20 protein-coding genes and 2 pseudogenes are annotated in these 21,951 nt (G+C 63.5%); 10 read left to right on the top strand and 12 right to left on the bottom strand.

The genetic code is table 11. The annotated features are described in order from the left end of the window. Together JKP78_RS15020 and JKP78_RS25120 are read right to left on the bottom strand one after the other, a co-directional pair. A pseudogene (locus JKP78_RS15020) lies at window positions 1-67 on the bottom strand (Hcp family type VI secretion system effector); the annotation flags it as partial. 419 nt (window positions 68-486) lie between these two features. Continuing rightward, window positions 487-612, bottom strand: a pseudogene (locus JKP78_RS25120) (site-specific integrase); the annotation flags it as partial. A 246-nt stretch (window positions 613-858) separates the two neighbouring features. Here JKP78_RS25120 and dusA point away from each other — a divergent pair. The 3 genes from dusA to JKP78_RS15035 all read left to right on the top strand — a co-directional run bounded on the left by dusA (window position 859) and on the right by JKP78_RS15035 (window position 5,222). After that, window positions 859-1,836, top strand: coding sequence for a tRNA dihydrouridine(20/20a) synthase DusA (gene dusA / locus JKP78_RS15025; protein ID WP_186690743.1), 978 nt, complete (start codon window positions 859-861; stop codon window positions 1,834-1,836). Between the two features lie 404 nt (window positions 1,837-2,240). Beyond that, window positions 2,241-3,167: a transaldolase gene (gene tal / locus JKP78_RS15030; protein WP_186690741.1), complete on the top strand. Its 927-nt coding sequence runs from the start codon at window positions 2,241-2,243 to the stop codon at window positions 3,165-3,167. 204 nt (window positions 3,168-3,371) lie between these two features. Beyond that, a complete protein-coding gene (locus JKP78_RS15035; RefSeq protein WP_200626900.1) occupies window positions 3,372-5,222 on the top strand; it encodes an alkaline phosphatase D family protein in 1,851 nt (616 codons plus the stop codon). Between the two features lie 75 nt (window positions 5,223-5,297). Here JKP78_RS15035 and rssC read toward each other — a convergent pair whose 3' ends face one another. Both rssC and rssB read right to left on the bottom strand, forming a co-directional pair. Continuing rightward, window positions 5,298-5,780, bottom strand: coding sequence for an anti-sigma factor antagonist RssC (gene rssC / locus JKP78_RS15040; RefSeq protein ID WP_051098867.1), 483 nt, complete (start codon window positions 5,778-5,780; stop codon window positions 5,298-5,300). Further along, on the bottom strand, window positions 5,777-6,961 hold the full coding sequence (rssB, locus tag JKP78_RS15045) for a two-component system response regulator RssB (protein ID WP_170029115.1): 1,185 nt from the start codon (window positions 6,959-6,961) through the stop codon (window positions 5,777-5,779). Before rssB ends, rssC begins: the two co-directional genes overlap by 4 nt. A gap of 280 nt (window positions 6,962-7,241) precedes the next feature. Here rssB and JKP78_RS15050 point away from each other — a divergent pair, with 280 nt between their 5' ends. Then, window positions 7,242-7,541 (top strand): PilZ domain-containing protein, encoded by a 300-nt coding sequence (locus JKP78_RS15050; RefSeq protein ID WP_170029114.1) that lies wholly within the window; start codon window positions 7,242-7,244, stop codon window positions 7,539-7,541. Window positions 7,542-7,725: 184 nt separating this feature from the next. On the opposite strand, the gene JKP78_RS15055 is transcribed toward JKP78_RS15050, so the two are convergent. Then, window positions 7,726-8,433: an MlaA family lipoprotein gene (locus JKP78_RS15055; protein WP_170029113.1), complete on the bottom strand. Its 708-nt coding sequence runs from the start codon at window positions 8,431-8,433 to the stop codon at window positions 7,726-7,728. Between the two features lie 198 nt (window positions 8,434-8,631). Between JKP78_RS15055 and JKP78_RS15060 the strand changes: the two genes are divergently transcribed. Continuing rightward, window positions 8,632-9,195 (top strand): phosphonoacetaldehyde phosphonohydrolase-related protein, encoded by a 564-nt coding sequence (locus tag JKP78_RS15060; RefSeq protein WP_186690518.1) that lies wholly within the window; start codon window positions 8,632-8,634, stop codon window positions 9,193-9,195. A 122-nt stretch (window positions 9,196-9,317) separates the two neighbouring features. Continuing rightward, window positions 9,318-9,581, top strand: a complete 264-nt coding sequence (locus tag JKP78_RS15065) for a DUF4404 family protein (protein WP_015269548.1) — start codon at window positions 9,318-9,320, stop codon at window positions 9,579-9,581. A 133-nt stretch (window positions 9,582-9,714) separates the two neighbouring features. Here JKP78_RS15065 and queF read toward each other — a convergent pair whose 3' ends face one another. Then, window positions 9,715-10,545: an NADPH-dependent 7-cyano-7-deazaguanine reductase QueF gene (gene queF / locus JKP78_RS15070; RefSeq protein ID WP_186690516.1), complete on the bottom strand. Its 831-nt coding sequence runs from the start codon at window positions 10,543-10,545 to the stop codon at window positions 9,715-9,717. Between the two features lie 175 nt (window positions 10,546-10,720). Between queF and cinR the strand changes: the two genes are divergently transcribed. Together cinR and JKP78_RS15080 are read left to right on the top strand one after the other, a co-directional pair. Next, a complete protein-coding gene (gene cinR, locus JKP78_RS15075) occupies window positions 10,721-11,401 on the top strand; it encodes a two-component system response regulator CinR (protein WP_200626901.1) in 681 nt (226 codons plus the stop codon). After that, window positions 11,398-12,750: a heavy metal sensor histidine kinase gene (locus JKP78_RS15080; RefSeq protein WP_200626902.1), complete on the top strand. Its 1,353-nt coding sequence runs from the start codon at window positions 11,398-11,400 to the stop codon at window positions 12,748-12,750. Before cinR ends, JKP78_RS15080 begins: the two co-directional genes overlap by 4 nt. Window positions 12,751-12,888: 138 nt before the next feature. On the opposite strand, the gene JKP78_RS15085 is transcribed toward JKP78_RS15080, so the two are convergent. Genes JKP78_RS15085 through JKP78_RS15095 form a run of 3 tightly spaced genes read right to left on the bottom strand, consistent with a single transcriptional unit; the run spans window position 12,889 to window position 16,132 of the window. Next, window positions 12,889-14,130: a lipoprotein-releasing ABC transporter permease subunit gene (locus JKP78_RS15085; protein WP_186690511.1), complete on the bottom strand. Its 1,242-nt coding sequence runs from the start codon at window positions 14,128-14,130 to the stop codon at window positions 12,889-12,891. A 60-nt stretch (window positions 14,131-14,190) separates the two neighbouring features. Beyond that, window positions 14,191-14,874 (bottom strand): lipoprotein-releasing ABC transporter ATP-binding protein LolD, encoded by a 684-nt coding sequence (lolD, locus tag JKP78_RS15090; RefSeq protein WP_170029107.1) that lies wholly within the window; start codon window positions 14,872-14,874, stop codon window positions 14,191-14,193. 7 nt (window positions 14,875-14,881) lie between these two features. After that, window positions 14,882-16,132 (bottom strand): lipoprotein-releasing ABC transporter permease subunit, encoded by a 1,251-nt coding sequence (locus JKP78_RS15095; RefSeq protein WP_200626903.1) that lies wholly within the window; start codon window positions 16,130-16,132, stop codon window positions 14,882-14,884. Window positions 16,133-16,225: 93 nt separating this feature from the next. Here JKP78_RS15095 and JKP78_RS15100 point away from each other — a divergent pair, with 93 nt between their 5' ends. Next, window positions 16,226-16,810 (top strand): PilZ domain-containing protein, encoded by a 585-nt coding sequence (locus JKP78_RS15100; RefSeq protein WP_186690509.1) that lies wholly within the window; start codon window positions 16,226-16,228, stop codon window positions 16,808-16,810. Between the two features lie 31 nt (window positions 16,811-16,841). Then, on the top strand, window positions 16,842-17,564 hold the full coding sequence (locus JKP78_RS15105; protein ID WP_170029104.1) for a glycerophosphodiester phosphodiesterase: 723 nt from the start codon (window positions 16,842-16,844) through the stop codon (window positions 17,562-17,564). 42 nt (window positions 17,565-17,606) lie between these two features. On the opposite strand, the gene sthA is transcribed toward JKP78_RS15105, so the two are convergent. The 3 genes from sthA to JKP78_RS15120 all read right to left on the bottom strand — a co-directional run bounded on the left by sthA (window position 17,607) and on the right by JKP78_RS15120 (window position 21,796). Continuing rightward, entirely contained in the window at window positions 17,607-19,001 is a 1,395-nt protein-coding gene (gene sthA, locus JKP78_RS15110) for a Si-specific NAD(P)(+) transhydrogenase (protein ID WP_170029103.1), read from the bottom strand. 204 nt (window positions 19,002-19,205) lie between these two features. Continuing rightward, on the bottom strand, window positions 19,206-20,204 hold the full coding sequence (locus JKP78_RS15115; protein WP_200626904.1) for an FAD:protein FMN transferase: 999 nt from the start codon (window positions 20,202-20,204) through the stop codon (window positions 19,206-19,208). 128 nt (window positions 20,205-20,332) lie between these two features. After that, the gene (locus JKP78_RS15120; RefSeq protein ID WP_186690505.1) at window positions 20,333-21,796 is read right to left on the bottom strand and encodes a glyceraldehyde-3-phosphate dehydrogenase; all 1,464 of its coding nucleotides are present in this window, start codon (window positions 21,794-21,796) and stop codon (window positions 20,333-20,335) included. Window positions 21,797-21,951: the final 155 nt, after the last annotated feature.

Consider the following 21,951-nt stretch of genomic DNA (forward strand, 5'->3'; position numbering starts at 1 on the left):
TGAACGCGCCAGCGGTGATCAGGCCTTGTTTTTCGCCGGTGACGGCCATGTAGGCGGGAGTTGCCATGAGTGATGCTCTCCATGCTTGAGAAAGTCGCCCGGTGGCAGGAAATTGCCAGTCGGGGGACATCTCCTTATACAAGCCCCGTGCCAGATATTTTTTATCCTTTTAAATCAATAGATTAAAAATGCTACACACTCATTTGGATAGATTTTTAGCGACCTGCTATCCAAAAGTTGCGCAACTTTTTGCGCAGTGCTGGCAAAAAGTTGCGCAGTTGGCTGTACATGGCATCTGCTAAGGCCTGCGAGGAACTATCCACATACTTATCCACATTCAACTGCGCAACTTCTTGCGCAGTTGACTTTATAGTCAACAAAGTAAATCGCATCTCGAATGTAACCGTATAAGGGATTGGAACGGAGCGTCGACTGGCATGCTGGATCCATACCCGCGCTACGCCAATCGACAACGGGTAGCGCAGAGATCGCGAACGCGATCACTTTAGGCATCTGGATTACGCTCGGTCGCCGCTGCAGCATCTCGAAGAAGTGCTCCAGCACCTCATCGAGTTTCTCCAACGTTGGCCGCCGATCTCGCTCACGTGTTTGCGGGCGAACATCTGGCTCTATTGGTAGACTGTCACCTTATCGCGGTTGATGCGGATCTGAGCTGTGTAGCTGATGGTGCCGTCGGCCTTCTTGCGGGGTCTAAACGTTGCCATGAGAATTGGCACACGTCCTGATTCGCTTGGTACATGTACCAAGCGCTTTGAATAAATGCCCCAAAACCCCCGAAAATCGGTACAGAACACGTTGAACGAAATGACCGCAAAATCAGGCTCTAAGCCAGAAACCATGCGCCCTGAGCCCTCCCGTCGCTTCAGCGTTGCACCCATGATGGACTGGACCGACCGCCACTGCCGGTTCTTCCTGCGCCTGCTTTCCAGGCAGACCCTGCTCTACACCGAAATGGTTACCACCGGCGCCCTGTTGCACAACGACGCCCACCGATTCCTCCGCCACGATGCCTCCGAGCACCCGTTGGCCCTGCAACTGGGCGGCAGCGTGCCAGCCGACCTGGCCGCGTGTGCCCGCCTGGCCGAAGAAGCCGGCTACGACGAGGTCAACCTCAACGTCGGCTGCCCCAGCGACCGGGTGCAGAACAACATGATCGGCGCCTGCCTGATGGCCCACCCGGCGCTGGTGGCCGATTGCGTGAAGGCCATGCGCGATGCCGTGTCGACTCCGGTGACGGTCAAGCACCGCATCGGTATCAATGGCCGTGACAGCTACGCCGAGTTGTGCGACTTCGTCGGCCAGGTGCGCGAGGCCGGTTGCCGCAGTTTTACCGTGCATGCGCGGATCGCGATCCTGGAAGGGTTGTCGCCGAAGGAAAACCGTGAGATCCCGCCGCTGCGCTATCACGTGGCGGCGCAGTTGAAGGCGGACTTCCCTGACCTGGAGATCGTGCTCAATGGCGGCATCAGGACCCTGGCCGAATGCCAGACGCACCTGCAGACTTTCGACGGCGTGATGCTCGGCCGCGAGGCGTACCATAACCCCTACTTGCTGGCCGAGGTGGACCAGCAGCTGTTTGGCAGCGAAGCGCCGGTGGTCAGCCGTAGTGAGGCGCTGGCGCAGTTGCGCCCTTATATCGTCGCGCACATGCAGGCGGGTGGGGCCATGCATCACGTTACCCGGCACATCCTGGGGTTGGCCCAAGGGTTCAAAGGCGCCCGAAGGTTCCGTCAGTTGCTGTCGGCGGACATCCACAAGGCGGCGGAGCCGCTGGCGGTATTCGACCAGGCGGTGGAGTTGCTGCAAGGGCGCTGAGCAATTTGCCCGTGAGGCAGGCGGCGTGTGGATGGCACCGGCTACGCCGGTGTTCGCGGCTGAAGCCGCTCCTACAGGTACGGCGTCAAGCTGAAGCCGGCGCGGTTTATACCTGTAGGAGCGGATTTATCCGCAATGCAGGCGCCGCGATGGTTGCCATCGGCCTAGCCCATATTCGCGGGCTGCCCACTACCACAAAAAGTGTGCAACCTGTGGATCCGAGCAAGACAGTTACGCCAGCCAGTAGATCTGCCGTCAGGCAACCCGCTGCGGAACCTCAGGGCAGCTTGCGACTCGAATCTTCACCTTTCGCACAGCCCTTCCGGGCAAGCCCGTGCCCAGGCCCTTGAGCGGCCGTCGGGGCTCGGGTAATGTCGAGTCATTGCACAGGACAGAGCACGCCCATGACCTCCAAGCTGGAACAACTCAAGCAGTTCACCACCGTGGTCGCCGACACCGGGGACCTGGACGCCATCACCCGGCTGAAACCGGTCGATGCCACCACCAACCCGTCGCTGTTGCTCAAAGCCGCTGCCATCCCTGGTTATGCCGACCTGCTCAAGCAGGTGAAAGCCGACGCCAAGGGCGATGTCGACCTGGCCTGCGACCGCTTCGCGGTGGCCGTGGGTTCGGGCATCCTCAAGGTCATCCCCGGGCGAATTTCCACCGAGGTGGATGCCCGCCTGTCATTCGATGAACCAGCCCTGCTGGCAAAAGCCCGCAAGCTGATCGAACTGTACGAGGCCGCCGGTGTGGGCCGCGACCGCGTGCTGATCAAGCTGGCTTCCACCTGGGAAGGCATCCGCGCCGCCGAGAAGCTGGAGAAGGAAGGCATCCAGACCAACCTCACCCTGCTGTTCTCATTCGCCCAGGCCCAGGCCTGCGCCGATGCCGGGGTGTTCCTGATTTCACCCTTCGTGGGGCGTATCTACGACTGGTACAAGAAAAGCACCGGCCAGGAATACGTCGGCGCCGAGGACCCAGGCGTGCAATCGGTCACGCGCATCTACAACTACTACAAGGCCAATGGCTACGACACCGTGGTCATGGGTGCCAGCTTCCGCAATATCGGCCAGATCGAGCAACTGGCCGGCTGCGACCGCCTGACCATCAGCCCCGAGCTGCTGCAGCAACTGAGCGAAGACCAGGGCGATCTGCCACGGGTACTGCAACCGGGCAAGGCCGGCGAGGCCAAGCAGCAGCTGAACGAAAGCCAGTTCCGCTGGGCGATGAACGAGGATGCCATGGGTACCGAGAAACTGGCCGAGGGCATTCGCCAGTTCGCCCGTGACCAGGAGAAGCTGGAGAAGTTGATGGCCGAAAAGGCCTGATACATTTCGCGTTTGCCTGACGGGCGGGAAGTGTTCAGCATTTTCCGCCCGTCTGTGTTTCTGGCGTCAGTAGTACATTGAATTCCAGGGCTACTTCGCCGGCAAGCCCGCTCCCACAAGGATTGCGACAGGCCCGAGGTCGGCGCCGCACTTGGGCGAGCGAGCTTGCCGGCGAAGCAGCCCACATAGCCACCCGAGCTGTCGATGACCTCCTCTACCCCATTGCCCCTCGTCCTCGCCGGCCCGATCCTGCGCCGCCTGGAACCCCAGCGCCTGGCCATCTGGCTGGTTGCCAGCCAACCGCTGCAAGCCGAATTCATCTGCCCGGCAGGCGAAGCACAGGTTGATTGCCAGGTGGTTGCAGTGGGCCAGCACGCGTTCATCCACTTGCTGGACATCCACTTCGCTCGCCCCCTGCCCTGCAATCAACTGCTCGAATATGACCTGCTGATCGACGGCCAGGGCATTGCCGACTGGGCACCGCACCTGCTTTATCCGGGCACACGCCGGCCAAACCTGGTACTGCGCGACCGCCTCGACCAGCTGTTGCACGGCTCCTGTCGCAAGCCGCATCATCCGGCTGCCGATGGCCTGCTATGTGCCGACCGCCTGCTGCAGGCCTGCACAACACCAGCCGACCGCCCTGCCGTGCTGCTGATGACCGGCGACCAGGTGTACGCCGACGATGTAGCTGGCCCGATGCTGCGCGCCATCCATGTTCTGATCGCGCGCCTGGGCCTGTTCGACGAAACCCTCGATGGCGCGGTAGTCGCCGACAGCCAGGCGCTGTACCGGCACCCGGCCTGCTACTACCACCGCGCCGACCTGCTGCCGGCCCAGCCGCGCAACGAAACCCTGCGCGAGCGCTTTTTCGGCGGCAAGCGCAAGCCGATCTTCTCGTCGAGTAACGCCGATAACCACCTGGTGACCTTCGCCGAGGTCATGGCCATGTACCTGCTGGTGTGGTCCCCCGTGCCCTGGCAGCTGGTGAACCTGGACATGCCCAGCGGGCTCAGCGCACCGCGCCAGGCCCGCTACCAGCAGGAGCTGCCGCTGATCCAGGCGTTTGCCGACAAGCTTGGCCAGGTTGCACGGGTCATGGCCCACCTGCCCTGCCTGATGATCTTCGACGACCACGACATCACCGACGACTGGAACCTGTCGGCGCAATGGGAGGCAACCGCCTATGGCCACCCCTTCTCGCGGCGGATCATCGGCAACGCCCTGCTCGGCTACCTGCTGTGCCAGGCCTGGGGTAACGACCCGGACGCTTGCCAGGCACTGATAGGCCAATGCCAGGCGCTTGGCAGCCAGCCCCAGGACGAGCTGATCGGGGAACTGCTGCGCTTCCAGGGCTGGCAGTTCAGCCTGCCCAGCAACCCGCCCTTGCTGGTACTGGACACCCGCACCCGCCGCTGGCGCAGCGAGAGCAGCCTGGCCAAGCCGTCCGGCCTGCTGGACTGGGAGGCGCTGAGCGAACTGCAGCTCGCGCTGCTGGACCACCCGTCGGCAATCATCGTGTCGCCTGCGCCGATCTTTGGCGTGAAGCTGATCGAGACGGTGCAGAAGGTATTCAGCTGGTTGGGCTACCCGCTGCTGGTGGATGCCGAGAACTGGATGGCCCATCGCGGTGCAGCGCAGGTCATCCTCAACATCTTCCGCCACTCCCGCACCCCGGGGCACTACGTGGTGTTGTCGGGAGACGTGCATTACTCGTTCGTCTATGAAGTGCTAATCCGCCACCGCCAGCGCAGCCCGCATTTGTGGCAAGTCACCAGCAGCGGGATCAAGAACGAATTCCCGCGGCGTTTACTCGACGTGCTCGACCGGCTCAACCGCTGGCTGTATGCGCCGCGCTCGCCGCTCAACTGGTTCACCAAGCGCCGCGAGATGGAGGTGGTGCCGCGTACGCCCAGCCATAGCAAGGCCGGCGAGCGGTTGTGGAATGGCGCGGGCCTAGGGCAGGTTTTCTTCGATGAACAGGGGCGGCCGGCACGGGTCTACCAGCTGGATGCGGATGGGGGTGAGGCGACCGAGTTTATTGGCAGAACATAGCCAGGCATAGTAACCGTGTTGCCTGTGCCGCCCTTTCGCGGGCACGCCCGCTAAGTCGCCGGCGCAGGCTGACGATCAGGTCCGCTCCAGCGCACTGACCAGGTCATGGAAGGCTTCGCGGTTGGAATCGTTCAGGCCCATGAGGATCTTGTGCGCCTCCAGTACCTTGGAGCGCACCACGTCCTCATTCTGGTCCTGCGATGGCAGGTCGGTCAGGCACTCCGGGCATGGAATCGGACGATCGACGATGTTGAACACCTGATCGAAGCCCATCGACTGCAACAACCGGGAAATGTCCGGATTGGTAGTGACCACGGTCGGCAGCAGCCCTACCTTCTGCCGCGACAGGATCGACAGCTTGGCCAGCAGGCCCAGGGTGGTGCTGTCGATGCTCTCGGTTTCGGTCAGGTCGATGACAATCGCCGAGAAGTTCAACGCGGTGAAGATCTTCTCGATCGTCGCATCCAGCGCCGAACACAGGGTCAGACGCACTTCACCGACGAATTTCAGTACAAAGGTACCGCTCTGCTCGGCGAACTGAATTCTACCGGTACTCATTGAAGGTTCCTGCTCAACACCAATAGGGCGATATCATCCGGCATCTCCCCAAGCGTAGCCAATCCAAAACGTTGACGCAGCCCATCCAGGCTGCCACCTGCTGCCCTGACGATTTCCGGCAGGGCGGTTTCTTTATCTTTGAGCGTGTCACCCGGCAAAAGGTCCAGAATGCCATCGGACATCAGCGTGAGGCTGAACCGCGGCGGCAGTTCCACCACCAGGTCCTGGTAGTTGGCCTCGTCGAACAACCCCACTGGCAGGCCGCGGCCTTCCAGGTAACGGGTATGCTCAGGGGTATGCAGCACCGGCAACGGCAGATGGCCGCCTACGGCGTAGGTCAGCAGGCCGGTGTCCTCGTCGATCACCCCGCCGACCATGGTCACGTGCTTGCCCAGCTTGCAGTTGATCAGCCCGCGGTTGATGTGGCTGAGTACCTGCGAAGGTTTGAATTCGCGCATCTTGCCGCTGCGCTTGAATTCGAACAACAAGCGCGTGGTCATGAACTTCAGCAGCACGGTGACGAACGCCGACGAGGCGCCATGCCCGGACACATCGGCCAGGTAGAAGGCGATGCGCCGTTCGTCCACCCGGAAATAATCGGCAAAGTCACCCGACAGGTACAGCGACGGGATGATCTGGTGCTCGAAGGCGAACTCGCCGGCCACCCAGGGGCTTTCCGGCAGCATGTTCATCTGCACCTGGCGACCGGCTGTCTGGTCCTCCTGCAACAAGTGCAGGCTGGCCTCCAGCTCGCGGTTGGCGGCTTCGAGCTTGTCGCGGTAGCGCTGGTTTTCCAGCACCAGGCGCGAACGGTCGAGCGCCCGGCGCACCGAATGCTCGAGCACGGCCAGGTCTTCCAGCGGCTTGATCAGGTAGTCGGCCGCGCCTAGGCGCAACGCTTCCACCGCATCGCTCATGACGCCGGCACCGGACACCACGATCACCGGTAACTGCGGCGCGCGCTCGCTGACCTGGCGAATCAGCTCGAGGCCGCCCATCTGCGGCATGCGCAGATCGCAGATCACGAGGTCGGGCTGGTGTTCTTCGAAGACCTGAAGCCCCTGCTGGCCATTGCCGGCCTGGAGGACGCTGAAACCACTGTCTTCAAGATAGGCGGCGAGGCTTGCACGGACCACGTCGTCGTCATCGATGATCAGCAGCGTTGCACTGGTTTTCTGCATGTGGGCGAACGGCGCCGATTGGGGTTGGTGCAGCGGGGTCGGCAAGGCAGACGGCCAGCTACGGGAATTCTCTATGGTCACACTCTACTTGAGTTGTAGGACAAGAACACCTGCCAGGCAACTGTCCGGCAACTGTGAGAGCGACCTTGTAAGGCGCAGACGGTACTCCCATCCGGCAGGCGTTTCAAGCATGCAAGGGTCGACCTCGCCGCACTTTACAGCGCAAATCACCGGGAGTTATAAGAAAGTCGTCCAGCGTAACCGACAGGAAGCATGCCGCATGTCCCACACGCCCTCCAGCCATGCCGAGAAACGCGACTTCATCCGCATGCGCATCGATGCCGAGGTCAGCCTGCTGCATGAAGGCCAGGTAATTGCCGCCGTGTGCCTGGACCTGTCCAGCAGCGGCATGCAGGTACAGGCCGCGCAGCACTTCCAGGTGGGGGACCGGATCGAGGTGCGGATCGAATCCGAGCATCCGGCGTTGAAGGGGCTGCATGCCAGCACCGAAGTGGTGTGGATTGCCGACCAGCCGGGTGGCCAACAGAAGTTCGGCCTGCGGATTCTGGCCATGCATTGATCGCCCTGCCTGGCGCCCCTTGTAGGAGCGGCCTTGTGTCGCGATGGGCTGCGCAGCAGCCCCGGGTTTCAGCTTTGCTGCATGAATCGCCGGGGCTGCTGCGCAGCCCATCGCGACACAAGGCCGCTCCTACACGGGGAATCGCGCAGGAAGGGCAATCGCGCAGGATCAGCCAGGCAGCAGATCAGAAGTCGTCTTCGACCTCGCCATCCTTGACCTTGAACTCGCGGTTCTGCAGGTAGGCATTGCGAATGAAGATGTACTTGTCACCCTGGATCAGCTTCTCGGCCGAGAGCAGGTCGGCGCGGGTGTCGATCACGTCCAGGGCAAAGATCGAGTTGCGCGTCGGCACATGGTCGATGTAGCGGTAGGGTTCGGTGTAGGTGTCCGGGTACTTGGCCACGCCGTCACGCACGGTGCTCGGCCCCAGCAGCGGGATGACCACGTACGGGCCACTCGGCACGCCCCAGTAGCCGAGGGTCTGGCCGAAGTCTTCGTCGTTGCGCTGCAAACCCATCCGGGTGCCGACGTCGAAGAAGCCGCCCAGGCCGAAGGTGGTGTTGACGATCAGGCGCGCCGTGTCCACGCCCGCCGCATGTGGCTTGAACTGCAACAGGTCGTTGGCCAGGTTGGTCACATCACCGAGGTTGCGGAAGATGTTGTGGATGCCATCTTCGAGGAACTGCGGGGTAACCGCCTGGTAGCCCTTGGCCAGAGGCTTGAGGGCATAGGTGTCAAGCGTATCGTTGAAGCGGAAGATCGGGCGGTTGACCGCTTCCCAGGGATCTTCCTCGGTGGCAGCCTGGGTAGCTGCCACAGGCGCCAGCAGCATGCTGGCGCAGACACAGGCCTGGGTGACACGTTCGATCACACTGGCACCGATCCTACGCATAGGTGTTTCTCCATCGGATTTCTCGGCCGCAAGCGCAACGGGGCGCTGCTGTACCGCGGCAGTATAGAGACTTGCGGGCTGATAAGCAGCTTTACACAACGTTGCTCAATAATTTGTGAACAACTGTTGCGCCATACCCGCTGTCACAGGGCGGTAACAATCGCCGAATAGCCTGCGGACTATTTGGGGGACGTTGCCATGGACGCTGCACCCGCCTTCACCGCTGTGCTGTTCGGCTTGCGTGGCTGCCTGGTGCAAACCGCCGATGGCGCGCCCTCGCCCGCCCCTGGCGCGCTGTCCAGCCTGGCCAGCCTGCGCCAGCGCCAGGTACCGTGCATCTGGCTGGATGAGCTCGACGCCAACCAGAACCAGCGCCTGGCCCAGGTACTGCCCGACTGGCTGCCAGGGCATACCGTGCAGGGCACACGCTGGCCGGCGCCGAACGCCTGCTGGCAGGCGCTGATGACGCTAGGCAGCGCACGCCTGGATGGCTGCGTGCTGGTCAGCGGCGAGCCACGCCTGCTGCAATCTGGCCTCAACGCGGGGCTGTGGACGGTGGGGCTGGCAGCTTGCAGCCCGTACTGCAACCCCAGCTCGCGGCACTGGCAGGCCATGACCGCGCAGCAACAGGACCTGGCCCGGGGCAAGGCGACACTGGAACTGTTCCGCCTGGGTGTGCATTCGGTGATCGACCACCTGGAAGCGCTGGACACCTGCCTGCTGGACATCGCCCAGCGCCGGCGCAAGGGTGAAAAACCCTGATACAGCAGCGTTGACACGGATCATGCAAAGCTGCGGCAGGTGGATTACGCTGAACACAAGCCAGAACCTTTGCCGCTTCGCTGAGGTCCATGGCTTGCCAAGCCATTGATGGAGAACTACCAATGCCTGCCCGCGAATTGCAAGAGCGCCTGAACAGCTTGCGCGAGCAACTGGACCGCAACGTGCCGCTTTCTGACGAAGAACTGGCCGCGCTGCATGAAGAAGCGCGCCAGATCGAGGCGCAACTGAAACTTGAAGAAGCCACCCCAGACCATAACCTGGTAGACGGCGTGAACCTGGCGATCGAACGCTTCGAGGCCGACCACCCCGACCTCACCGCCACCCTGCGCAGCATTGCCAACTCGCTGCACAGCATGGGCATCTGAAAAAGCGGGGGGTGCTTTTCCCCCCCTTTCACCGGCACGCCAGCTCCGACCTCGACCGCATCGGCCTCGGGCCATCTGCAATCCCTGCAGGAGCTGGCGTGCCGGCGATGGGCCGCAAAGCGGCCCCGATACCTTACTGGCGAACCAGGCGCTGGTTCTGCGGGCTGATCGCGCGGGTGCTGCGGTACGGGTTGATGTCCAGCCCACCGCGGCGCACATAGCGCGCATACACCGTCAGAAACTCCGGCTGCAGCAGGTTCTTCAGGTCGAGGTAGATCCGTTCCACGCACTGTTCATGAAAGTCGGCGTGCTGGCGGAAGCTGACCAGGTAGGTCAGCAGGCTGGCAGGGTCCAGCGCCGGGCCCTTGTACTCGACCACCACGCTGCCCCAGTCCGGCTGGCCGGTGACCGGGCAATTGGATTTCAGCAGGTGGCTGTGCAGGGTTTCTTCCACCACCTGATCCGGGTTGCAGCGCAGCAGTTCGGGCTGCGGATGCTGGTAGTTGCTGATGGCAACGTCGAGCGCATCGATGCACTGCCCCGGCAAGGCCACCACGCCCTGCGCCTCGACTTCGGCCAGGCTGCGCAGCTGCACGCCAACCGGCTTGCCGGCCGCGGTGGACAAGTCTTTTTCCAGGCAAGCCTGCAGCTCGCCAGGCGAGGCGAACACGGTCTGGTTCAGCGAATTGAGGTACAGCTTGAACGACTTCGACTCGATGATGTTCGGCGAATCGGCCGGGATGGCGAACTCGCCGATCGCCACCACCGGCTTGCCCGAGGGCAGCAACCAGCTCAGCTCGAAGCAGTTCCAGTAATCCACACCCTGCCAGGGCAAGGTCTGGGCAGTGACCCCCAGTTCGGCCCATTTCGCGGTACGCGGGATCGGGAACAGCAGCTGCGGGGAATAGGTGGCGATGTATTCGCTGGACTTGCCCAGCGGGGAATGTTCGGCAGCGGGATGCATGGAAACTGACCTGAAGGTTCGAAATTGTGCCTAGTCTACCGGTTTTGCGCCCTGCCTTGGAGCGCAAGTCACCAGGCGGTTACCGGGGAATTACAACTTTGTCAGTTTGGCCGAGCGGCTGCATCGTCACGTATCATCTCGGCCAAAGCCCTGCGCTACCTGGAGCCATGCCCCAATGAAACTGCTGATCGTCGAAGACCAGGCCCGCACCGGCCAGTACCTGTGCCAGGGCCTGAACGAAGCCGGCTTCGCCACCGAGCTGGCCCACGACGGCGAGACCGGCCAGTTCCTGGCGCTGACCGGCGACCACGACCTGCTGATCCTCGACGTGATGCTGCCCGGGCGGGACGGCTGGCAGATTCTCCAGGCCGTGCGCCAGGCCGGCCTGGATACACCGGTGCTGTTCCTCACCGCCCGCGACGCGGTCGAGGACCGGGTCCACGGGCTGGAGCTGGGCGCCGACGACTACCTGGTCAAGCCGTTCGCCTTCTCCGAACTGCTGGCACGGGTGCGCAGCCTGTTGCGCCGAGGCACCAGCCCCAGCCAGGACACCACCCTCGGCCTGGCCGACCTGCGCCTGGACCTGATCCGCCGGCGCGCCGAGCGTGCCGGCCAGCGCATCGACCTGACCGCCAAGGAGTTCGCCCTGCTCGAACTGCTGCTGCGCCGCCAGGGCGAGGTGCTGCCCAAATCGCTGATCGCCTCGCAGGTGTGGGACATGAATTTCGACAGCGACACCAATGTGATCGAGGTCGCGATCCGCCGCCTGCGGCTGAAGATCGACGACCCGCACCCCAACAAGCTGATCCACACCGTGCGCGGCATGGGCTACGTCCTCGAAGAGCGCGAGGAATGATGCGCCGGGTTTCCCTTGGCAGCCGCCTGGCCCTGCTGTTCGCCGCCTGCACTGCCGCCGTCTCGCTCGGCGCAGGCCTGATATTCAGCCGGGCCAGTGCGCAGCACTTCGTCGAACTGGACCAGCAACTGCTCGACTCGCGCCTGTCGCTGTTCCGTTCCCAGCTGGCCGGCCTCGGTAGCGCGGCCGAACTGCAGGCGCGCCTGCCAGCGCTGCGCGATGAACTCGGCCACCAGGCCGACCTGGCCCTGCGCATCAGTGGCAGCGACGGTGCCACCTGGTTCGAAAGCCGCACGGGCCTGCCCCAGGCACCGCTGCCCGGTGGGCTGGCGACCTTGCATGAGCAAGGCACGGACTACCGCAGCCTGGCCGTGTACCTGGTACAAGACGCCGCGCAGTCGCCGCAACTGGCCCTGTACCTCGATATCACCCACCACCAGCACTTCCTGCAGGGCATGCAGCGCCTGATCTGGTTGACGGTCGGCCTGTCGGCGCTGGCCACCGCGCTGCTCGGTGCCTGGGCCGCACGCCGCGGGCTGCGCCCGTTGCGGCAGATGGGCCAGGTAGCCGCCAGCGTGTCGGTGCGTTCGCTGACCACCCGCCTGCCGGTGGCGCAGATGCCTGAAGAACTGGCCGAGCTGGCCAGCGCCATGAACGCCATGCTGCAGCGTCTGGACGATGCCTTCCAGCGCCTGTCGGCATTCTCTGCCGACATCGCCCACGAGCTGCGCACACCGCTGTCCAACCTGCTGACCCATACCCAGGTCACCCTCACCCGCCCGCGCAGCCTCGAGGAGTACCGCGAGGCCCTGCATGGCAACCTGGAAGAACTGCAGCGGATGGCGCAGATGATCAACGACATGCTGTTCCTGGCCAAGGCCGACCATGGCCTGCTGGTACCGGGGCGAGCGCCGCTGGCGCTGCATGAGGAAGTGGATGCGCTGCTGGAGTACTACACCCCATTGGCCGAGGACAGCAACGTACAGCTGTCGCGCGAGGGTGAGGCCTGCCTGCAGGGCGACCGGCACATGCTGCGCCGAGCGCTGTCCAACCTGCTGGACAATGCCTTGCGCTTTACCCCTGCGGGAGGGCAGATACAGGTGACGCTGGCGCCTGGGCCGACGCTGTGCGTGGCAAATACCGGAGGGACCATCGACCCGGCCGCATTACCGCGCCTGTTCGACCGTTTCTATCGGGTGGACCCGGCGCGGCGCGAAGGCACTAGCGAGCATGCGGGGTTGGGGCTGGCGATTACCCGGTCGATCGTGCAGGCTCATGGCGGGCGCATTCGGGCAGAGTGTGTGGATGGCTGGACGCGGTTCGTGATCGAGTTTACCGAAGATCGGTGAACCGGGGGCTGCTTTGCAGCCCATCGCGACACAAGGCCGCTCCTACAGGGGACAGCGATCAGGTGGAGCTCAAACCCTTGTAGCAGCGGCCTTGTGTCGCGATGGGGCGCAAAGCGCCCGCAAAATCTCAAGCAGACATCAGACAGCCAGGCCAATCGCCGGCTGCACCTGCGATGCCCGATAAGCCGGGTAGATGGTCGCCAGGAAGCTCATCACCAACCCGGCCGTGCAGATGATCGCTACATCGCCCCATTGCAACTGCGAAGGCAGGCTGCTGATGAAGTACACATCCGAAGTAAAGATGTGCTGCCCGCTCACCCGCTCCAGCCAGCCGACGATCTGGCTGACATTGAACGCTGCTATCACCCCCAGCACGCCGCCAATCAGCGTACCGACGATGCCGATCAGGCTGCCCTGGACCATGAACGTGCCCATGATCTGCGCCGGCGTGGCACCAAGGGTGCGCAGGATGGCGATGTCGGGGCCCTTGTCGTTCACCACCATCACCAGGGTGGCGATGATGTTGAACGCGGCCACCGCGATGATCATCATCAACAGCAGGCCGATCATGGTTTTTTCCATCTTCATGGCGCTGAACAGGCTGCCCTGGGTATGCGACCAGTCATCGGCACGGTAGGCATCGCCCAGCCTGGCAGCGATGGCCTTGGACACCTGCGGCGCGGCATACAGGTCGTGCAGCTTCAGGCGCACGCCCTGCACCTGGCCCGGCGCCCAGCGCTGCATGGCGCCGGCATCGGCCACATGGATGTAGGCCTGCGAGCCGTCCAGCTCGGCACCCACCTTGAAGATGCCGACCACGGTCAGGCGCTGCATGCGCGGGGTGATACCGCCGGGTTCCTTGCTGATTTCCGGCACGATCAGGGTCAGCTTGTCACCGGTGTTGAGGCGGAAGCGGCGTGCGGTCAGCTCGCCGATGACCACACCGAACTCGCCCGGCTGCAGGTCCTGCAGGCGGCCCTGGACGATGTGCTGACCGACGATCGAGACCTTGCCCTCCTCGGCCGGGTCGATGCCGCCGACCTGGATCGGCTGCATCGCCCCCTTGTACGACAGCATGCCTTCCATTTCGGTAATCGGCGCTGCCGCCATCACTGCCGGGTCCTGCAAGGCCGCATCGGCCACCTTGTGCCAGTCATCCAGTGGCTGCGTGCCGAGGATGGCGGCGTGCGGTACCAGGCCGAGAATGCGCGAGCTCATTTCGCGCTGGAAACCGTTCATCACCGACAGCACCACGATCATCGCCAGTACGCCCAGCGACAGGCCGATCATCGAGGTCATCGAGATGAACGAGATGAAGTGGTTGCGGCGCTTGGCTCGGGTGTAGCGCGCGCCAATGAAGATGGGCAAGGGTCTGAACATGTACGGAAACACCCAATGAAAACAGGAAAACGGGGCAGCGCAGCCACCCCGTGCAGTCGATCAGATCGCCACCAGGTGACCGTCGTCGAGCTTCAGCACGCGGTCCATCTGGCGTGCCAGGTTGAGGTCGTGGGTCACCACCAGGAACGCGGTGCGCGAGGCACTGGAGAGTTCCTGCATCAATTCCTGGATGCCCTGCGCGGTGTGGTGGTCGAGGTTGCCGGTCGGCTCGTCGAGCATCACCAGGCCGGGGCGGTTGACCAGCGCCCGGGCAATCGCCACCCGCTGGCGCTCGCCGCCGGACAGCTCGGCTGGCTTGTGGTTGTAGCGGTGGGCCAGGCCGACCCGCTTGAGCAGCGCCTCGGCACGCTCACGGGCCTCGGGGATCGGTGTGCGGCCGATCAGCAACGGCATGCACACGTTTTCGATGGCGGTGAATTCCGGCAGCAGGTGGTGGAACTGGTAGACAAAGCCCAGCTCCCGGTTGCGCAGCAGGCCGCGCGCCCGCTCGCCCAGCGCCGACAGCTCCTCGCCGGCCAGCCAGACGCTGCCCTGGGTCGGCCGGTCGAGGCCGCCCAGCAGGTTGAGCAAGGTACTCTTGCCGGAGCCCGAACTGCCGACGATGGCCACGCGCTCACCGGCGTGCAGCTCGAGGTTGAGCCCGGACAGTACCTGCACCGACTCCGGGCCCTCGTCGTAGGACTTGCCCAGGTTGCGGCAACTCAGAACGGCTTTATCACTCATGCGCGACTCACTCATAACGTAGCGCCTCTGCAGGCTGGGTGCGCGCCGCACGCCAGGCCGGGTACAGGGTGGCGAAGAAACTCAGGACCAGCGCCGCAGCACAGACCATGTACACGTCCTGGGCCTGGATCTGCGACGGCAGGTAATCGATGAAGTACACGTCGGCATTGAGGAACTTGTGCCCGATCAGTTTCTCGATGCCGGCGATCACTGCGCTGACGTTCAGCGCGGCGACGATCCCGACCACGGCGCCGATCAGGGTACCGATCACCCCGATCACCGTGCCCTGGACCATGAAGATGAGCATGATCTGCCCGGGCGTGGCGCCCAGGGTGCGCAGGATGGCAATGTCGCCGCGCTTGTCGTTGACCACCATTACCAGGGTGGAAATGATGTTGAACGCCGCCACCGCCACGATCAGCAGCAACAGCAGGCCGATCATGGCCTTTTCCATGCGGATCGCCTGGTACAGGTTGCCATGGGTACGGGTCCAGTCACGGCTGTAGAATTCCTGGTCACCCAGGCGCTGGGCGATGTCCCAGGCCACTCGCGGCGCCTGGAACAGGTCGTCGAACTTCAGCCGCAGGCCCTGCACCTGGCCGGGTTTCCAGCGGTGCAGGCGGGACAGGTCGCTGATGTTGGTCAGGCCCAGGTAGCCATCGATCTCGCCCGCCCCGACGTGGAAGGTACCGACCACGGTGAAGCGCTTCATGCGCGGGAACATGCCGGCCGGGGTCACGCTGACCTCGGGGGCGACGAAGGTCAGCTTGTCGCCAATCGACACCCCCAGCTTGGCCGCGGCCTTGTCGCCGATCATGATGCCCCACTCGCCCGGCGCCAGCTGGTCGAGGCGGCCCTGCAGGACGAACCTGTCGATGATCGACACCTCGCGCTCGCGGGCTGGGTCGATACCGTTGAGCAGCACCTTCTGCACCTTGCCGTCATGGGTCAGCAGGCCCTGCATCTGGGTGAACGGCGCAACCGCCAGCACCTGCGGATTCTGCTTTACTTGTTGGGCAAGGGCCGGCCAGTCGGCTATGGGCTGGCCGCTCTCCAGCGTGGCATGCGGGATCATGCCCAGCACGCGGGTGCGCATCTCGTGGTCGAAACCGTTCATCACCGAGAGCACCACGATCATCACCACCACGCCCAGGGCGAGGCCGATCATCGAGGTCAGGGAAATGAACGAGACGAAGTGATTGCGACGTTTGGCACGGGTATAACGCGTGCCGATGAATGCGAAAAGAGGTCTGAACATGTCGGGGCTTGTTCGGATGAAAGGGAACGTCCTTGTGGCGAGGCGCCTACGGCGGCTTTACACTCGGACCACCGCCGCTACCTTGGGTTCGCCATGACGACATTAGACGAAGAAGATCGCCGCGAATACTACCGCATCGAAGATCAGATCGCACTTCAAATCAGCCCCCTCAGCGCGGCCGAAGCCCTTGACCCAGATGTGTTGCAAGATGATTCGCCGCTGTTCAACCTGCTCAGCGAGCTGCACCTGTCCGACTTCGAGTCGCAGCATCTGCTGCGTCAGCTGAGCGAAAAGGACCGCACCCTCGCCGCGTTCCTGCGCGCGCAGAACAAACGCCTCGACCTGCTCAGCGCGGTGGTTGCCCAGACCCTGATCGGCGAAGTGGGCCAGCCCCAGCCGGTGGTCATTTCCGAGGGTGGCATCGAATTCACCCAAGCCACGCGGCTGGCTCCCGGTACCCGGGTAAAGGTGAAGATGGTGCTGATGCCGCGGGCTCATGGCCTGCTGCTGCGCGGCAAGGTCAGCCATTGCGACCCGCGCCCGGAGGGCGGCTTCGAGGTCGGCACCGAATTCACCGACATGACCGACGCCCAGCGTCAACTGCTGGCGCGCTACATCCTGCAGCGCCAGCAACAACAACGGCGCCAGCAGCTGGAACAGAACGACCCCGCCTCCTGAGCCCATTTTTCCCTGATTTGAAGGAACGAACGTGACCCTGATCTACGGCCATCGCGGCGCCAAGGGCGAAGCGCCCGAGAATACCCTGAAGAGCTTCCAGCAATGCCTGGCCCACGGCGTGACCCGCTGCGAGCTGGACCTGCACCTGTCGGCCGACAACGAGCTGATGGTGATTCACGACCCCACCCTCAAACGCACCACCGGCAAGCGCGGCAAGGTGGTCGAACACACCGCCGCCGACCTGGTCCGGATCGACGCCCGCAAGGGCGGCCCGGGCCACGTCCAGCCCTGCCCCATCCCGCGGCTGGAAGAACTGTTCCAGAAGTGCCCGTTCGAGCACTGGCAGCTGGAAGTGAAAAGCGCTTCACGCACCCGCGCCGCCACCACCGTGCTGGCGATCCGTGAACTGGCCCAGCAGTACGGCCTGCTGGACAAGGTGACCATCACCTCCAGCTCGCGCGAAGTGCTGGGCGCCGCACAGGAACTGGTGCCGGACGTGAAACGCGGGCTGGTGGCCGAATACGCCTGGCTCGACCCGTTGAAGGTGGCGCAGAACTACGGCTGTGACCTGCTGGCATTGAACTGGACACTGTGCACGCCGGAGCGCCTGCTGAAAGCGCAGAGCCAGGGTTTGCACGTGTCGGTGTGGACGGTCAACGAACCGGCACTGATGCGCCGGCTCGCTGACTTTGGCGTGGACAGCCTGATTACAGACTTTCCCGGTTTGGCCAAGACCACCCTCGGGCAGGGTTGAAATCGGTCTCTCCGACCGGCTCAGGCCACCGGTCGGAGCCGCTCAAAAAAGCCGGTTCAGGCCGTCGTAGGCAGCTACCCGATAGGCTTCGGCCATGGTCGGGTAGTTGAACGTGGTGTTGACGAAGTACTTCAGGTTGTTCAGCTCGCCCGGCTGGTTCATCACCGCCTGGCCGATGTGGACGATTTCCGAAGCCTGGTAGCCGAAGCAGTGCACGCCCAGCACTTCCAAGGTTTCGCGATGGAACAGGATCTTCAGCATGCCTTGCGGCTCGCCGGCAATCTGCGCACGGGCCATGCTCTTGAAGAAGGCCTTGCCCACTTCGTACGGCACCTTGGCCTGGGTCAGCTCCTGCTCGTTCTTGCCGATCGAGCTGATCTCGGGAATGGTGTAGATGCCGGTCGGCACGTCGTTGACGAAACGCCAGCTGCCATTGTCGACGATGCTGCCCGCTGCCGAGCGGCCCTGGTCGTGGGCGGCACTGGCCAGGCTCGGCCAGCCGATCACATCACCGGCACCGTAGATGTTCGGCACGCTCGTGCGGTAGCTCTCGTCGACCTCGATCTGGCCGCGGCTGTTGACCTTGATGCCGATGTTTTCCAGGCCCAGCTTGTCGGTGTTGCCGGTACGGCCGTTGCACCACAGCAAGGCGTCGGCCTTGATCTTCTTGCCCGATTTCAGGTGCAGGATCACACCGTTGTCCAGGCCTTCGACACGCTCGTAGTCTTCGTTGTGGCGCACAGTGATGTTGTTGTTGCTGAAGTGGTAGCTCAGCGCCTGGGAAATTTCCGAATCGAGGAAGCTCAACAACTGGCCGCGGTTGTCCACCAGCTCTACCAGCACGCCCAGGCCGCTGAAGATCGAGGCGTATTCGCAACCGATCACGCCGGCGCCGTACACGATCAGCTTGCGCGGGGTGTGGCTGAGGCTGAGGATGGTGTCGCTGTCGTAGACGCGCGGGTGGTTGAAGTCGATGTCGGCCGGGCGATAGGGGCGCGAGCCGGTGGCAATGATGATGTGCTTGGCGTTGAGCTTTTCCACCACGCCGTTCGGGCAGACCACTTCGATGGTCTGCTCGTCGGCGAAGCTGCCGGTACCGACGAACACATCCACGCGGTTACGGGCGTAATAGCCGGTGCGCGAGGCCACCTGCTTGGCAATGACCTTCTCGGCGCTCTTCAGCACGTCGGGGAACGAAAACCAGCGCGGCTCGCCGATGGCACGGAACATCGGGTTGGTGTTGAACTGCATGATCTGCCGCACCGAGTGACGCAGTGCCTTGGACGGGATGGTACCCAGGTGGGTGCAGTTGCCCCCGACCTGGCGACGGCTGTCGACCATCGCCACCTTGCGCCCTGCTTTGGCGGCGTTCATTGCCGCGCCTTCCCCGGCCGGGCCGGAACCCAGCACCACTACGTCGTAGTTGTAGACAGCCATGCGTACTCCTTCAGAACTGGCCCGCAAGCCACGGTCGCTCGCGGGGCGCGATCATGCCGCCAGGGCGCCATGAGAAAATTCGGGTGCAGTCTAATCAAGCGTGAACGCCGCGCACATTAACCCTTGGTCGCGTCGTAGGCCAATTTTGCCCGCACTACATGTGGTTCACCCACTCCCTGGCGGCGATCATCCCTGCTTGTGCTTTCACTCGCCTTTCACTGCCCGTTCGAACGCGGGCGTAGCTCGGGAGACGAAGCCACCCTCGACCCGAGTCACCAGCACCGCAGGCAGGCCATGCGCCACGGCAAAATCCCAACCGCGTTGCGGGCCCAGGATCAACAGCAGCGTCGAATAGCCGTCTGCCCGCAGTGCCGAGGCATCGAGCACGCTGACCGCGGCCAGGTCGTGCTGCACCGGGCGCCCGAGGCGGGCATCGAAGGTGTGCGAATAGCGCCGGCCATTGTCCTCGAAATAGTGCCGATAGTCACCCGAGGTTGATACTGAAAGGCCATTGAGCGGAATGATCTGCCGGGCGATCTGGCGATCTTCGCGGGGCAGCTCCAGGGCGATGCGCCAGGGGCTGCCGTCAGGCTTGCGGCCGACCGCCTTGAGCTCACCGGTCGCTTCGGCGACGAAGCTGGCGACACCCATGGCCTGCAGGCGCGCAGCGATCAGGTCGACGGCATGGCCGGCGGCCATGCTGTTGAAGTCGAGCTGCACCGGGGCGTCCTTGCACAGGGCCTGGCCCTGGATGTGCAGGTGCCGGTAGCCGACCCGCTGGCGCACCCGCGCCAGGGCCTGCGGGTCGGGCACCTGCGTGTGGCGCGCCTGGGGGCCGAAGCCCCACAGGTCGAGCAACGGCTCGACGGTGAGGTCGAAGGCGCCATCGCTCTGCTCGGCCAGTTGCTGGCCCAGGCTGACCAGTTCGAGCATGTCGGGGGGCATAGCCTGGCACTGATTGGCGGGCAATTGGTTGAACTGGCTGACGGTAGAGTCGCCGCGGTAGGTCGAGTAGTGCTGATCGATGCCCTGCAGGATGGCTTCCACCGCTGCTTGCACCCGGGCCGGTGCCGGGCCGCCGGGCTCCCGCACATACTGGATGCTATAGCTGCTGCCCATTGTCGGGCCGCCCAGGCGCTCCAGGGTGGGGCCCTGGTTGCAGGCGGTAAGCAGCATGAGGGTGAGCAGTAAGGGCGCGCGCACGGTTTCAGGTCCTGGAGGCTTGCCTTGGGTTTTGAGGTGTGGCGTAAATCGAGCGCCACACAACCCACGGCAAGCATAAAAAAACGGGAACCCGAAGGTTCCCGTTTTTTCATTGCCTTACAAGCGAATCAGCGCGGAAACGCTGGCGGGTTCACACCGGCCATCTCTTCCATCACGCGAACCACCTGGCAGCTGTAACCGAATTCGTTGTCGTACCAGACGTACAGGACAACACGGTTATCGTTGGCGATGGTCGCTTCAGCGTCGACCACACCGGCGTGGCGCGAGCCGACGAAGTCGGTCGAAACCACTTCCTGCGAGCTGACGTAGTCGATCTGCTTGTGCAGTTCCGAGTGCATGGCGGTCTGGCGCAGGTACTCGTTGATCTCGTCGCGCGAGGTGGGCTTTTCCAGGTTCAGGTTGAGGATGGCCATCGAAACGTTCGGCGTCGGTACGCGAATGGCGTTGCCGGTCAGCTTGCCCTTGAGCACTGGCAGTGCCTTGGCGGCAGCAGTGGCGGCGCCGGTTTCGGTGATGACCATGTTCAGCGGCGCGGCACGGCCACGGCGGCTGCCCTTGTGGAAGTTGTCGATCAGGTTCTGGTCGTTGGTGAACGAGTGAACGGTTTCGACGTGGCCGTTGACGATGCCGTACTGGTCGTTGATGGCCTTGAGCACCGGCACGATGGCGTTGGTGGTGCAGGAAGCGGCCGAGATGATCTTGTCATCGGCAGCGATGTCACCGTGGTTGATGCCGTGCACGATGTTCTTCAGCGCGCCCTTGCCAGGTGCGGTGAGGATCACGCGGGCAGCACCCGGGCAGGCCAGGTGCTGGCCCAGGCCGTCGGCATCACGCCATACGCCGGTGTTGTCGACGATCAGCGCGTTTTCGATGCCGTACTGGGTGTAGTCGACTTCGCTCGGGCTCTTGGCGTAGATCACCTGGATCAGGTTGCCGTTGGCGGTGATGGTGTTGTTGGCTTCGTCGATGGTGATGGTGCCATCGAACGGGCCGTGCACCGAGTCACGGCGCAGCAGGCTGGCACGCTTGACCAGGTCGTTCTCGGCGCCCTTGCGCACGACGATGGCACGCAGGCGCAGGCCGTCGCCGCCACCGGTCTTCTCGATCAGGATGCGCGCCAGCAGGCGGCCAATGCGGCCGAAGCCGTACAGCACAACGTCGGTGCCCTTGCGCGCCGAAGCGTTCTGCTGGCCAACCACTTCGGCCAGTTCTTCACGGACGAACTGCTCGGCAGTACGGCCATTGCCTTCCTGCTTGAACTTGTTGGCCAGCTTGCCGAGGTCGACCGAGGCGGCGCCCAGCTTCAGCTCGCTCATGGCCTTGAGCAGGGGGAATGTCTCGTGGACGGACAGTTCGGTTTCGTCGGTTTGACGATGGCGCGCAAAGCGGTGCGCCTTGAGGATCGAGATAACCGAACGGTTGATCAGGCTACGGCCATAAATCGAGCTCACCACATTGTTGTTGCGGTAGAGCTGACCGATAAGCGGGATCATCGCTTCAGCCAGGGCTTCACGATCGATCCACTCACCAAGACACTGGTCGGGCTTCTGAGTCACGGGAACCTTCCACATGTAGGGACAGAAAAAAGGGGCTACATTATGACGCCCCAACGCGTAACCGGCAATGAGCGCCTGTCGCGGCACGCGCGCCAGCGTTCATGCCCTTTCGAGCCTGACAGCCGGCACCGTCACCGGTACAATCGATCTCTTTGCCGCAACGCTTGGAG

The sequence above is a fragment of the Pseudomonas sp. LAM2023 genome (assembly GCF_016620375.1).
In the GTDB taxonomy this organism is placed as follows: domain Bacteria; phylum Pseudomonadota; class Gammaproteobacteria; order Pseudomonadales; family Pseudomonadaceae; genus Aquipseudomonas; species Aquipseudomonas anuradhapurensis.